The organism is Streptomyces yunnanensis (assembly GCF_029011865.1).
Lineage (GTDB): Bacteria > Actinomycetota > Actinomycetes > Streptomycetales > Streptomycetaceae > Streptomyces > Streptomyces yunnanensis.
Genome location: NZ_CP095749.1, coordinates 3067319 through 3080902 on the forward strand (window position 1 = coordinate 3067319; position 13584 = coordinate 3080902).

The following is a 13584-nucleotide window of genomic DNA, read 5'->3' on the forward strand; positions in this document are numbered from 1 at the left end:
CCTGCGAGAACAAGACCTCTGTACGTCCGTGTTCCACCCCCAGGAGACTGCCATGACCGAACTGTCCGGAGGGCCCGCCCTCCCCCAGGAGCGTCGCGTCGTCACCGCGATCCCCGGCCCCAAGTCCCAGGAGCTGTGGGCCCGCAAGCAGAAGACGGTGGCCGCCGGTGTCGGCGCCGTGCTGCCCGTCTTCGTCAAGCGCGCGGGCGGCGGTGTCCTGGAGGACGTGGACGGCAACTCCCTGATCGACTTCGGCTCCGGTATCGCGGTGACCTCGGTCGGCAACAGCGCGGAGGCCGTGGTCCGCCGGGCCACCGCGCAGCTCGCGGACTTCACCCACACCTGTGCCATGGTCACGCCGTACGAGCCCTACGTCGAGGTCTGTGAGCAGCTGGCCGAGCTGACGCCGGGCGACCACGCCAAGAAGTCGGCGCTGTTCAACTCCGGCGCGGAGGCCGTCGAGAACGCCGTCAAGATCGCCCGTGCGTACACCAAGCGCCAGGCGGTCGTCGTGTTCGACCACGGCTACCACGGCCGCACGAACCTGACGATGGCGCTGACCGCGAAGAACATGCCGTACAAGCACGGCTTCGGCCCGTTCGCGCCCGAGGTCTACCGCGTGCCGCTGGCCTACCCCTACCGCTGGCTGACCGGCCCGGAGAACTGCGCGCAGGAGGCCGCCGACCAGGTGATCACGCAGATCACCAAGCAGATCGGCGCGGAGAACGTCGCGGCGATCATCATCGAGCCGGTGCTCGGCGAGGGCGGCTTCATCGAGCCGGCCAAGGGCTTCCTCCCGGCCATCGCGAACTTCGCGAAGGAGAACGGGATCGTCTTCGTCGCGGACGAGATCCAGTCCGGCTTCTGCCGTACGGGCCAGTGGTTCGCGTGTGAGGACGAGGGCGTCGTGCCGGACCTCATCACGACCGCCAAGGGCATCGCGGGCGGCCTGCCGCTGGCGGCCGTCACCGGTCGCGCCGAGATCATGGACGCCGCGCACGCGGGCGGCCTGGGCGGCACCTACGGCGGCAACCCGGTGGCCTGCGCCGCCGCGCTCGGCTCGATCGAGACCATGCGCGAGCTGGACCTGAACGCCAAGGCCAAGCACATCGAGGAGGTCATGAAGGGCCGCCTCACCGCGATGCAGGAGAAGTACGACATCATCGGCGAGGTCCGCGGCCGCGGCGCGATGATCGCGATCGAGCTGGTCAAGTCCGGTTCCAAGGACCCGAACCCGGAGGTCACCGGGGCGCTCGCCAAGGCGTGCCACCAGGAGGGTCTGCTGGTCCTGACGACCGGCACGTTCGGCAACGTGCTGCGCTTCCTGCCGCCGCTGGTGATCGGCGACGACCTGCTGAACGAGGGCCTGGACATCCTCGAGGCGGCGTTCGGCACCCTCTGAGCGGGCGACCCCGCGCGGCGGTGAGCCGAGCGGGAACCTTCCGGGCGCGGCCCGGGGCACGGCGGAGGCCGTGTCCCGGGCCGCGCCCCGTTCACATGTCCCGTTCGCGCGTGCCCCGTTCACCTGCCGCCCCCTCGGACGGGCGTGCGACGGGGCTGCAGGGGGCGCACGGAGGGCGTGAAGAAGATGTGCGGGGGCAATGGCGGGCACGTGATGCGGCTTACGGGGCGCGCTTCCGGTGCCGTACGGTTTCTGCAGATGAGAGAAACACCCCGCCCGCAGGGGACTGCGGGTGATGCCCGGTCGGCGCTTTCCCGGCTTCGACCTGGCCGTGCCCTCGCGCACACCACCGGGACCCGTGGCACGAGGGGCTCCGGGAAACCTCACCGATCGGATGTCCGCCCGCCCCAGACCCCCCGGGGCGCGCGGCACACCGGTCCCCACAGCCGCTCCGGAACCACCCCCCCTGTTCCGGAGCGGCTGCCTTTTTACGATGTGGGGTGTCTTCTGTGAGGGGGCGGCTCGTCGGTCGGGCACGCCGTTCCCGTGATCCCGACGGTCCCGATGATTCCCCTGATCCCGCTCGTGGTGCGTGGTCGGCGCGGCGGTGCGGGCTCGTCGCGCTGTGCAGTGCGCTGCTCTTCGCGCTGGTCACCTGGCAGGTGGCGGCCCACGGGGCGGTGCGCGGGCTCGACGAGCGGTTGGGCCGCGAGGTGGCGGCGAGCGCCGTTCCCGGGCCGCTCGCGCAGTTCCTCGCCGATCTCGGCAATACGACGGTGGCGCTGCCGGTGCTGTTGGTGGCGGCGGGGTGGGTGCTGTGGCGGCTGCGCCGCGGGGCGGGCAACGGGCCGGGCGGTCCGGTGCGGGCGTGGCTGCCGCCGGTCGCCGCGTTGGGGGCCCTGGCCGCGGTGCCGGCGCTCGTCGTCCCGTTCAAGGTGTGGCTGGACCGGCCGGGACCGCCCCGGATGGCCGGGGCGCACGAGGGGTTCTATCCGTCCGGACACGGTGCGACGGCGGCGGTGGCGTACGGGCTGGTGGCCCTGCTGCTGATCCGGGCGTACGCGGGACGGCGGGGCGACCGGGCCGCGCGGCGGCGGAGCGGTCGGCGCGATGCCGCGGCCCTCGCCGCGCGGCTGGTCGCGGTGGCGACCGGGCTGCTCAACGCGGGGGTCGGGCTGGGACTGGTGCGGCAGGGCTACCACTGGCCGCTGGACGTGCTCGGTGGCTGGTGCCTGGCGGGAGTGCTGCTGCCGCTGTGGTGCGTGGTGTGCGACCGGTGGGGCGGACCGACCGGCGGCCAGGCCGGCGGCCGGACCGGCGGCCGGAATACGGGTCCGGGGGCGGCGCCGGCTGACACCGCCGGGACCGGCGAGGGGCACGGCTCTCGACCACCCGCCCCGCGCCCCGCCGCACGCGACGCAACCCCACTCCGGACGATCACCTGACGCATCGCCACCTCGCCTCACCGCGCCTCGACTCACCGCGCGGACGATCGCCGCGCGTCGGCTACGGCACGTTGACGGGGTTGACGAAGGTGCCCGGGTGGGTGGCGCCGGACTGGTCCAGGATGGCGCCGCCGAAGGGCCACTGGAGCTGGAAGTGCTTCTTCTCGTTCGGCGGGGTGATCAGCACCTGGCCGGGCTCGACCTTCTTGTCGTCGGCGCGGGTGCTGGGCAGCAGGGTGAGGGTGAACGTGGTGTGCGCGTTCGGCTTCAGCACCTTCGACTCCGGCTTCTTGGCCGAGCGTTGGAGATCCCAGGTGGTGCCGTCGGTGCCCTTGATCTGGACGCCCGGGAAGCCGGAGATGCTGCACGGGGTGCCGCTGATGTTCTTCAGCCACACCGCGGCGGTCTGCTGCTGGTCGCTCTTCATGTCCGGCACGCCGCCGCCCTCCGAGCCCCAGCCGGCCTGCAGCCCGTCGGTGGTGCAGTGGCCGAGCCGGTCGCCGGACTGGCCCTTGCGGCCGCCGTGCCCGCCGCTGCCGCCCGTGCCGCCGCTGCTGTGCGCGGAGGCGGTGGCCGCACCGCCCGACCCGCCGGTGGTGCCGCCGGAGCCCTGGGAGCCGGTGCTGCCGCCCTGGGAGCCGGGGTCCGCGGCGGAGACGGACGAGGCCGGGGCGGCGTCGGAGCCGCCGGTGCCGTTGCAGGCGGTGAGGCCGAGCGCGGCGGTGGCGATCAGGCCGGCGACGACGGCGGTGCGGCCCCGGCGGAGCGTGCTGCGGTGCGACATGGTGGGTGTCCCCCTCGTGGTCGGGTGGGCGGTCTTCCGCCGCACCACCAATCTGCCCGGGGCGACTGTTGATCCACTAACGGTTGGCTAACACCGTCCGTGCCCGGACCGATCCGATCCGGGCGAGGGCGGGCGACCGCGCGGGCCGCCCGCCCCGGACGGGCGTCGTCAGGCTCGGCGGATCAGCTGTCGAAGCCCAGGCCGACCTTGTCCATCGCCTTGAGCCACAGGTTGCGCCGGCCGCCGTTCTCGTCGGCGCGGGTCATGGACCACTGGGTGATGCCGATGCCCAGCGAACGCACCGGCTCGGGCGGGAACGGCAGCGGCTTGCTCCGCACCATCTCCAGCTCGGTCCGCTCGGTGCGCTCCCCCGACAGCAGGTCCAGCATCACCTCCGCGCCGAAGCGGGTGGCGCCGACGCCGAGCCCGGTGTAGCCGAGCGCGTACGCGGTCCGGCCGCCGTGGGCGGTGCCGAAGAAGGCCGAGAAGCGGGAGCAGGTGTCGATCGCGCCGCCCCAGGTGTGCGTGAAGCGGATGCCCTCCAGCTGGGGGAAGCAGGTGAAGAAGTGCTCGGCCAGCTTGCGGTAGGTGTCCGGGTGGTGGTCGTACTCGGCCCGGACGCCGCCGCCGTAGTGGTAGATGATGTCGTAGCCGCCCCACAGGATGCGGTGGTCGGCGGTGATGCGGAAGTAGTGGAAGTGGTTGGCGCTGTCGCTCAGGCCGGGCCGGTTCTTCCAGCCGATGGCGGCGAGCTGCTGCTCGGTGAGCGGCTCGGTCATCAGGGCGTAGTCGTAGACCGGCGCGACGAACGGGCGGAGCCGCTTGACCAGCGACGGGAAGGCGTTGGTGGCCAGCGCCGCGTGCCGGGCGAAGACCCGGCCGTAGGGGGTGCGGACCGCGACGCCCGCGCCGCGCGAGGACAGTCGGGTACCGGGGGTGTGCTCGTAGATCCGCACGCCCAGGGAGCGGCAGGCCCGCTTCAGGCCCCAGGCGAGCTTGGCCGGGTGCACCATGGCGACGCCGGTGCGGTCCCACAGGCCGGCCAGGAAGGTGGGCGAGGCGACCTCGGCGCGGACCGCGTCGCGGTCGAGGAACTCGTAGCCGGTCAGGCCCAGTTGCTCGGCTTCCTGGGCCATCTCGTGGAGTTCGGCGACCTGGTGCGGGGCGGTGGCGACGTCGATCTCGCCGGTGCGCTCGAAGTCGCAGTCGATGCCGTGGCGGGCGACCGCGTCCTCGATGGCGTCGAGGTTGCGGGCGCCCAACTCCTCCAGCTTGGTCAGTTCGCCGGGCCAACGGGCCAGTCCGTTGCCCAGCCCGTGGGTGAGGGAGGCGGCGCAGAAGCCGCCGTTGCGGCCGGAGGCGGCCCAGCCGACCTCCTGGCCCTCGATGAGGACGACGTCACGCTGCGGGTCGCGCTCCTTGGCGAGCAGCGCGGTCCACAGTCCTGAGTACCCGCCGCCGACGACCAGCAGGTCGCAGTGCTCGTCGCCGACGAGGGCGGGCTCGGTGTCCGGCCGGGCCGGGTCCTCCAGCCAGAACGGCGTGAGGGCGGCGTCGGCCAGCGCATGGACGGGGGAGACCCCCGAGGTCTTCATGGCAGCTCGTGCCATGGTTCTCAGCTCCTCTAGCTGCGTTTACTGCGCTTACGTCGGTTTCCGGCCATCTGGCCGGCGAACACGCAGAGCACGGCGACCAGGAACATCGCCGTACCGATGACATTGATTTGAACGGGTGTGCCCCGCTGTGCCGATCCCCAGACGAACATGGGGAAGGTCACGGTGGAGCCGGCGTTGAAGTTCGTGATGATGAAGTCGTCGAAGGAGAGCGCGAAGGAGAGCAGGGCGCCGGCGGCGATGCCGGGCGCGGCGATCGGCAGCGTCACCCGCAGGAAGGTCTGCACCGGTGTGGCGTAGAGGTCCTGGGCGGCCTGTTCGAGCCGCGGGTCCATGCTCATCACGCGGGCCTTGACGGCGGTGACGACGAAGCTCAGGCAGAACATGATGTGCGCGATCAGGATCGTCCAGAAGCCGAACTGGATGCCCATGTTGAGGAAGAGGGTGGCCAGGGAGGCGGCCATGACGACCTCGGGCATCGCCATCGGCAGGAAGATCAGGGTGTTGACGGCCGCGCGGGCCCGGAAGCGGTAGCGGGCCAGCGCGAACGCGATCATGGTGCCGAGGGCGGTCGCGCCGACGGTGGCCCAGACGGCTATCTCCAGGCTCAGCCCGAGCGAGCCGCACATGTCGGCGACGCCGCACGGATCGGTCCAGGCGTCGGTGGAGAACCGCGTCCACTGGTAGTTGAAGCGCCCGTTGGGCTTGTTGAAGGAGAAGACCATCACCACGACGTTGGGCAGGACCAGATAGGCCAGCGTGGCCAGTCCCGCCAGGGTGACGAGGTTGCGGCGCAGCCAGCGCAGGCCCTTGCCGGAGGTGCGCCGGGGCGCCGGGGCGGTGGCCGTGGTTGCGGCCGGGTCCTTCGCGGGGGTGTCGGTTGCCGCCATCAGACCAGATCCTCCGTCCCGGACTTGCGGATGTAGATCGTGACCATGGCGAGGATGGCCGCCATGAGGATGAAGGAGAGCGCGGCGGCGGTCGGGTAGTCCAGGACCCGCAGGAACTGCGACTGGATGACGTTGCCGATCATCTTCTGGTCGGTGGAGCCCAGCAACTCGGCGTTGATGTAGTCGCCGGCGGCCGGGATGAAGGTCAGCAGGGTGCCGGCGACGACGCCGGGCATGGACAGCGGGAAGGTGACCCGGCGGAAGGTGGTGGCCGGGCGGGCGTAGAGGTCGCCGGCGGCCTCGTGCAACCGCGGGTCGATGCGCTCCAGCGAGGTGTACAGGGGCAGCACCATGAACGGCAGGAAGTTGTAGGTCAGACCGCAGACCACCGCCAGCGGGGTGGCCAGCACCCGGTGCCCTTCGGTGATGCCCAGGGCACTGGTGACGTCCAGGAGGTGCAGCGCGTTGAGCGCGCCGACCACCGGGCCGCCGTCGGCCAGGATCGTCTTCCAGGCCAGGGTGCGGATCAGGAAGCTGGTGAAGAACGGGGCGATGACGAGGATCATCACGAGGTTGCGCCAGCGGCCGGCCTTGAAGGCGATCAGATACGCCAGGGGGTAGCCGAGCAGCAGGCAGAGCACGGTGGCGATCGCCGCGTAGCCGACCGAGCGGACGAACTGCGGCCAGTATTCGGCCAGCGCGTCCCAGTAGGTGGCGAAGTGCCAGGTGACCTTGAAGCCCTCTTCGAGGGACCCGGTCTGGAGGGAGGTCGACGCCTGGTAGACGAGCGGGGCGGCGAAGAAGACGACCAGCCAGAGGATGCCGGGGAGCAGCAGCCAGTAGGGGACCAGGCGCTTGCGGGTGGGGGTCTTGCGGATCGGTAGCGCCGCGTCCTCGGCGGGCGCCTCCGGTGGCGCGGGGGCTTCGGTGGTGCTCATTAGAGGACCATCCCTTCTGCAGCCCTCATGGGTAGGGTTGTGACCTCTCGGTCCCGGCGGGGTACGGCCAGTGGTGCGAGCCGTTGGACGGCCAGCATGAGTTCCGCCGGCCCTGCCGGGCCCGAGGCCGTCTGATCGGCTTCAGGGACACGCCCCGCAGAGGGCCGATTAATGAGCTCCCGGCAGACGTCCTCATCACCGAGCAGGTGCTCCGCGCACGACACTGGAGTACTTCTTTCGTGTTCATCGGATGGGACTGGGCGACCGAGACCCACGACGTGACCGTCATGGACCACCTCGGCGCCCGCGTGGACCGGTGGGAACTGGCACACACCGAGGAAGGCATCACCAAGACGCTGGCCCGCCTGGCCCGATACGGGGCTCCGGCGGATCTTCCGGTGGCCATCGAGACCACCCGCGGCCTGGTCGTCGACCGGCTGCTGGCCGCCGGTCACCCGGTGGTGCCGGTGCACCCGAACGCCTTCCACGCGATGCGGCCGCGCTGGGGTGCCGCCAAGGCCAAGACGGACGCGGGCGACAGCATGAAACTCGCCGACTACCTGCGCACCGACGGGCACTTCCTGCCCCGCCTGGAGCCCACCGACCAGGCCACGCTGGACCTGCAGGCGCTCACCCGCCAGCGCGCCGACCACATCGAGGCCAAGGTCGCCGCCGTCAACCAGCTCGCCGCGTCGCTGGACGCCCACTGGCCCGGCGGAAAGGCCGTCTTCTACGAACTCGACAGCGACATCGCCCTGGCCTTCCTGGAGCGTTACCCCACCCCGGCCGCCGCCTCCAAGCTCACCGCCGGACGGCTTCAAGCCTGGTGCAAACGCCATGGCTACTCCGGCAACAAGCCCGGCAGCTTCCTCATCGAGCGTCTGCGTTCGGCACCCTCGGCTGCGTCCCGGCTCAGCCCGGCCGCCGTCGAACAGCTCATCCGCATCCAGGTCCAGCTCGTCCAGGGCACCCGTGCCACCCTCCGCGCGCTGGACAAGGCCATCACCGAGGCCGTCAAGGCCCACCCCTACGCACCGCTGTTCGCGACCATGCCGCGGATCGGCAAAATCAACCTCGCCCAGATCATCGGCGAACTCGGCCCGATCCTCGAACGCTCCCAGACCTGCGAGCAGTTCATCGCCGAAGCCGGAGTCGTCCCGGTCACGAAAGCCTCCGGCAAGTCCCGCACCGTCGCCTTCCGCTACGCGACCAACCGCCGCGCACGCCTGGCCGTCACGACGTTCGCCGACAACAGCAGACACGGCAGCGACTGGGCTGCGAAGATCTACACCGACGCCAGGACCCGCAAGAAGCGACACCCCCACGCCATCCGCATCCTGGCCCGCGCCTGGCTCCGCGTGATCTGGGCCTGCTGGCGCGACGGAGCCTGCTACGACCCCGCCACTCACCAAGCCAACGGGAAGATCAACACGAGTGCCGACACACCCGTCGCGGCATAGAGGTTGACTCAGGAAACTCATGCGGCCTCCTCGTCGAGGTCCGCGCCGGCGTCGCCCACGGTCCCGGCGAGCAGGGACTGGTCGGCGTCGAGGCCGAAGGTGTGCTCCGGCTCCCAGTGCAGGACGATGTCGGCGCCGGGGACCAGGCGGCCGTCCCGCCCGATGTTCTGCTCGTAGACGGAGAGTTCGCCGACGCCGGGGACGTCGACGACGTACTGGGTGGAGACGCCGATGAAGCTGGCGATCTTCACGCGGCCGGCCATCCGGTTGTGGCCCTCGGGTATCGCCGCGGCGTCGTCGGCGTGCGCCAGGACGACCTTCTCCGGGCGGAAGCCGACCAGCACCTTCTCGCCCTTGCGGGCCGGGGTGCTACATCGCCGGGTGGGCAGCCGGAGCGTGGCGCCGCCGGCCGTCAGGACGAGTTCCGTGCCGCCGGCCTCGGTGACCTCGGCCTCGATGAGGTTGGAGGTGCCCAGGAAGTTGGCGACGAAGGTGGTGGCGGGGTTCTCGTACAACTCGGCGGGGGCGCCGAGCTGTTCGACCCGGCCGCCGTTCATCACGGCCACGGTGTCGGCCATCGTCATGGCCTCCTCCTGGTCGTGGGTGACGTGCACGAAGGTGATGCCGACCTCGGTCTGGATGCGCTTGAGCTCCAGCTGCATCTGGCGGCGCAGCTTGAGGTCGAGGGCGCCCAGCGGTTCGTCCAGCAGCAGCACCTCGGGGTGGTTGATCAGCGCGCGGGCGACCGCGACCCGCTGCTGCTGGCCGCCGGAGAGCTGCTGCGGCTTGCGGCGCGCCATCGGGCCGAGCTGGACCAGGTCGAGCATCTCCTCGACCTGCTTCTTGACGGACTTGATGCCGCGGCGGCGCAGTCCGAAGGCGACGTTCTCGTAGATGTCCAGGTGCGGGAAGAGCGCGTAGTTCTGGAAGACGGTGTTGACCTGGCGCTTGTAGGGCGGCAGGGCGGTGACGTCCTGACCGGCGAGTTCGACCGTCCCGGTGGTGGGCTCCTCCAGGCCGGCGATCATGCGCAGGGTGGTGGTCTTGCCGCAGCCGGAGGCGCCCAGCAGCGCGAAGAAGGACCCGGCGGGGATGGTGAGGTCGAGCGGGTGGACGGCGGTGAAGGAGCCGTAGGTTTTGCTGATCCGGTGCAGGCGGACGTCGCCGCCGCTGCTCTGGGGGGTCGAGGTGGTGGTCATATGGGTCGTCCCGTGGGTCGTAAGGGGGCAGAACGGCTCGGGCCAGCCCGGTGTGCGGCCGGGCGCCGTCGGGACCGGCTCAGGCACCGGTGAGGTCGGAGAACTTCTGGTTGAACACCCTGTTCTCCGCAGGGTTCAGGGCGCGGAAGGAGTGGGACCGGGCGGTCATCTCCTCGTCCGGCAGGATCAGCGGGTTCTCCGCCAACTCCCGGTCGATCTTTGCGAGTTCCGCGCGCACCCCGTCGACGGGGCAGGCGTAGTTGATGTACGCGGCGAGCCGGGCCGCCACCTTCGGCTCGTAGAAGTAGTCGATGAGCCGTTCGGCGTTCCCCTTGTGGCGGGCTTTGCTGGGCACCATCAGGTTGTCGGTGGAGGTCATGTAGCCGGCCTTGGGGACGGCGTAGCGGATGTCGGGGTTGTCGCTCTGCAGTTGGACGACGTCCCCGGACCAGGCGACGCACGCGGCGAGGTCGCCCTTGTCCAGGTCGTTGGTGTAGTCGTTGCCGGTGAAGCGGCGGATCTGCTGGGTGTCGACGCCCTTCTGGAGGCGGGCGAGCGCGGCGTCGTAGTCGTCGGCGGTGACGTCCTCGGGCCGTTTGCCCATGTCGAGCAGGGTCAGCCCGACGGTGTCGCGCATCTCCGAGAGGAAGCCGACCCGCCCCTTGAGCTGCGGGTCCTCCAGCAGCTGGCTGATCGAGTCGACGCTCCGGCCGCCGGTGGCCCTGGCGTTGTAGGCGATGATCGCGGGGATGCTCTGCCAGACGTAGGAGTGCTTGCGGCCCGGGTCCCAGGTGGGGTTGCGGAACTGCGCCGCGAGGTTGGCCCGGGCGTGCGGCAGGCGGTCCGCTTCGAGTGGCTGGATCCAGCCGAGCGAGATCATCCGGGCGCACATCCAGTCGGTGAGGACGATCAGGTCGCGCCCGGTGTCCTGGCCGTTGGCGAGCTGCGCCTGGATCTTGCCGAAGAACTCGTCGTTGTCGTTGATGTCCTCGGTGTACGTCACGGCGATGCCGGTGCGCCGCTGGAAGGCGTCCAGCGTGGGGTGGCGCCTGCCGTCGTCGCTGACGTCCATGTACTCGGTCCAGTTGGAGAAGTTCAGCCGCTTCTCCGCCGTGGAGTGGTCCACGGTCAGTGCCGCGTCGGTGCGGCCGGCGGGGGCGATGCCGCAGGCCGACAGGGCCGCGGAGCCGCCGACCACGGCCGCCAGGGCCCCGCCGGCCCGGAGCAGCGAGCGGCGGGTCATGGCGAGCCGGCCGGTGGTCAGGCTGCGGCGCAGGGCGGTGAGCTCGGCCGTCGAGAAGGGGGCGTGCGGGGCCGATGGTGCCGCGGGGGCGGGCTGCTCGTGGTGCTCCATGCGCGTGGCCTTTCAGGGGTGTGCCCGGCGTGCGGCCGGTGGTGGCGGTGGTGCGCGGCCCCGGCCGCGGGCGGGTGGGACGCCCGTGGGAGGGGCGCCCCCAGGGCGGGGTCAGCCGCGGTCCCCGAAGATCGTCCGGTGCCAGTCCTTCCTGGCGACCCCGGTGATGTCATACATCACGTGCTTGACCTGCGTGTATTCCTCGAAGGAGTACGCCGACATGTCCTTGCCGAAGCCGGACGCCTTGGCACCGCCGTGCGGCATCTCGCTGATGATCGGGATGTGGTCGTTGATCCACACGCAGCCGGCGTTGAGCTCGCGGGTGGCCCGGCCGGTGCGGTAGACGTCCCGGCTCCAGGCGGACGCGGCCAGCCCGTAGGGGGTGTCGTTGGCCAGCGCGAGGCCCTCGTCGTCGCTGTCGAAGGGCAGCACGACCAGCACCGGGCCGAAGATCTCGGACTGGACGATCTCGCTGTCCTGGGCGGCGCCGGCGATCAGCGTCGGCCGGTAGTAGGCGCCCTTGGCCAGCTCCCCCTGGGGCGCCTCGCCGCCGGTGACCACGGTGGCGTAGCCGCGGGCCCGCTCGACGAACCCGGCCACCCGGTCCCGCTGGGTGTGCGAGATCAGCGGCCCGAGGTCGGTGGACGGGTCGAACGGGTCGCCCAGCCGCACGGTCGCCATCAGGTCCGCCACGCCGCTGACGAACGCGTCGTAGAGCGGGCGCTGGACGTAGGCGCGGGTGGCCGCGGTGCAGTCCTGGCCCGTATTGATCAGGGCGCCGGCGACCGCCCCGTGGACCGCGGCCTCCAGGTCGGCGTCGTCGAAGACCACGAACGGGGCCTTGCCGCCGAGCTCCAGGTGGAGCCGCTTGACGGTGCCGGTGGCGATCTCGGCGACCCGCTTGCCCACGGCGGTGGAGCCGGTGAAGGAGGTCATGGCGACGTCGGGGTGGCCCACCAGGTGCTCACCGGCGTCCCGGCCGGCGCCGGAGACGATGTTGAGGACGCCGTCGGGGAGCCCGGCGCGCTGCGCGGCCTGCGCGAACAGCAGCGAGGTCAGCGGGGTGATCTCGGCGGGCTTGAGGACGATGGTGTTGCCCGCGGCGATGGCCGGCAGCACCTTCCAGGCGGCCATCTGGAGCGGATAGTTCCAGGGCGCGATGGAGCCGACCACGCCGACCGGCTCCCGGCGGATCATCGAGGTGTGGTCGCCGCTGTATTCCGCGGCCGCCTTGCCCTCCAGATGGCGGGCGGCACCGGCGAAGAACGCGGCGTTGTCGATCGTGCCGGGAACGTCGAACTCTTCGCTGAGCTTGATGGGCTTTCCGCAGTTCAGGGATTCGGCGGCGGCGAGGTCCGCGGCGTCCTCGGCGAGCGCAGCGGCGAAGCGGTGCAGGGTGTCGGAACGCTCGCCGGGCGTCGCCCCGGCCCAGGCCGGGAAGGCCCGCGCGGCAGCCGCCACCGCGGCGTCCACATCGCCGGTACCTGCGAGTTCGTACCGCAGGACGGTCTCGCCGGTGGCCGGGTCGACGACGTCCTGGGTGCGGCCGGAGGTGCCGCTCCGAAGACTCCCGGCGATGAATTGCGCGCCCTCGGCGAATCGTTCGGTCACTTCGGATCGCTGGTCCATGGTGCTCTCCTCCGCCGGGCGCCGGGGCCGCTCAGGGCACTACCAGGCGTAGCTATTACCGGAATCGATGGCCGATCCTGACAGAGCAGAAGGCGACCAACAAGTGATTCCGTTGTTGCCTTTTGGTTACGCAACGAATTCTGCGAATTCAGTGGCCCGGCCCCCCGACACGTTGTCAGTGCCCGCTGACAGAATCCCGGCATGATGCACGACGACACGGGGACCACCGCCGCTCGCACCGCCGACGGACCGCGCTCGGTGACGGAGCTGATCGCACTGACCGCCACCGGCCAGCGGGTCAAGTATGTCCACTTCTGGGGGCATCGCCCGCCCCGCGGCGGCGGCATCGGAGCGAGCTGTTTCAGCCAGTGGTGGCCCTCCCCCTTCACCGTCGACGGCGTCCGCTACGCCACCGCCGAGCACTGGATGATGGCCGGCAAGGCCCGGCTGTTCGACGACGCGGACGCCGAGCGCCGGGCCCTCGCCGCCACCCACCCCAAGCAGGCCAAGGACGCCGGGCGCACGGTCCGCGGCTTCGACGAGGAGGTCTGGCGGCAGCGCCGCTTCGACCTGATCGTCGAGGGCAGCCTTCACAAATTCGGCCAGGATCCGGAGCTGCGGGAGTTCCTGCTGGGCACCGGTTCCCGCGTCCTGGTGGAGGCCAGCCCCGTGGACCGGATATGGGGCATCGGCCTCGCCGCCGACGACGACCGCGCCGCGGATCCGGCGCGCTGGCGCGGACTGAACCTCCTGGGCTTCGCCCTGATGGAGGCCCGCCAGCGACTGTCGGAGGGGGACGCCGGCCGGGCCGGCCAGGGGTGAGGCACGGCGGCGGGCCGGCACCGGTCGCCGCGGCCGGCCGAGCGCCCC

11 protein-coding genes are annotated in these 13584 nt (G+C 71.3%); 4 read left to right on the forward strand and 7 right to left on the reverse strand.

Annotated elements, in window-relative coordinates; all coding sequences use genetic code 11:
* Positions 1–52 precede the first annotated feature (52 nt).
* Positions 53–1402 (forward strand): 4-aminobutyrate--2-oxoglutarate transaminase, encoded by a 1350-nt coding sequence (gene gabT / locus MOV08_RS13215; RefSeq protein WP_275307587.1) that lies wholly within the window; start codon positions 53–55, stop codon positions 1400–1402.
* Between the two features lie 500 nt (positions 1403–1902).
* Positions 1903–2847 (forward strand): phosphatase PAP2 family protein, encoded by a 945-nt coding sequence (locus tag MOV08_RS13220; RefSeq protein ID WP_275307588.1) that lies wholly within the window; start codon positions 1903–1905, stop codon positions 2845–2847.
* 61 nt (positions 2848–2908) lie between these two features.
* Here MOV08_RS13220 and MOV08_RS13225 read toward each other — a convergent pair whose 3' ends face one another.
* The 4 genes from MOV08_RS13225 to MOV08_RS13240 all read right to left on the reverse strand — a co-directional run bounded on the left by MOV08_RS13225 (position 2909) and on the right by MOV08_RS13240 (position 7072).
* Positions 2909–3631 carry a DUF4232 domain-containing protein gene (locus MOV08_RS13225; protein ID WP_275307589.1) on the reverse strand — a complete coding sequence of 241 codons (723 nt, stop codon included), beginning with the start codon at positions 3629–3631 and terminating at the stop codon, positions 2909–2911.
* Between the two features lie 182 nt (positions 3632–3813).
* Entirely contained in the window at positions 3814–5241 is a 1428-nt protein-coding gene (locus MOV08_RS13230) for an NAD(P)/FAD-dependent oxidoreductase (RefSeq protein ID WP_275307590.1), read from the reverse strand.
* A gap of 14 nt (positions 5242–5255) precedes the next feature.
* Positions 5256–6134 (reverse strand): ABC transporter permease, encoded by an 879-nt coding sequence (locus tag MOV08_RS13235; protein WP_039632326.1) that lies wholly within the window; start codon positions 6132–6134, stop codon positions 5256–5258.
* Positions 6134–7072 carry an ABC transporter permease gene (locus MOV08_RS13240; protein ID WP_275307591.1) on the reverse strand — a complete coding sequence of 313 codons (939 nt, stop codon included), beginning with the start codon at positions 7070–7072 and terminating at the stop codon, positions 6134–6136. The genes MOV08_RS13235 and MOV08_RS13240 overlap by 1 nt, the downstream gene beginning before the upstream one ends.
* Before the next feature lie 239 nt (positions 7073–7311).
* On the opposite strand from MOV08_RS13240, the gene MOV08_RS13245 reads away from it, so the two are divergent.
* Positions 7312–8532 (forward strand): IS110 family RNA-guided transposase, encoded by a 1221-nt coding sequence (locus MOV08_RS13245; protein ID WP_052286520.1) that lies wholly within the window; start codon positions 7312–7314, stop codon positions 8530–8532.
* A 17-nt stretch (positions 8533–8549) separates the two neighbouring features.
* On the opposite strand, the gene MOV08_RS13250 is transcribed toward MOV08_RS13245, so the two are convergent.
* From MOV08_RS13250 to MOV08_RS13260, 3 genes are all read right to left on the reverse strand, one after another.
* Positions 8550–9731, reverse strand: a complete 1182-nt coding sequence (locus MOV08_RS13250) for an ABC transporter ATP-binding protein (protein WP_275307592.1) — start codon at positions 9729–9731, stop codon at positions 8550–8552.
* A 79-nt stretch (positions 9732–9810) separates the two neighbouring features.
* Complete coding sequence (locus MOV08_RS13255; protein ID WP_275307593.1) at positions 9811–11085, reverse strand: ABC transporter substrate-binding protein; 1275 nt, start codon at positions 11083–11085, stop codon at positions 9811–9813.
* Positions 11086–11196: 111 nt separating this feature from the next.
* Positions 11197–12714 (reverse strand): gamma-aminobutyraldehyde dehydrogenase, encoded by a 1518-nt coding sequence (locus MOV08_RS13260; protein WP_039632335.1) that lies wholly within the window; start codon positions 12712–12714, stop codon positions 11197–11199.
* Positions 12715–12915: 201 nt separating this feature from the next.
* On the opposite strand from MOV08_RS13260, the gene MOV08_RS13265 reads away from it, so the two are divergent.
* Positions 12916–13536: an NADAR family protein gene (locus tag MOV08_RS13265; RefSeq protein ID WP_275307594.1), complete on the forward strand. Its 621-nt coding sequence runs from the start codon at positions 12916–12918 to the stop codon at positions 13534–13536.
* Positions 13537–13584 lie beyond the last annotated feature (48 nt).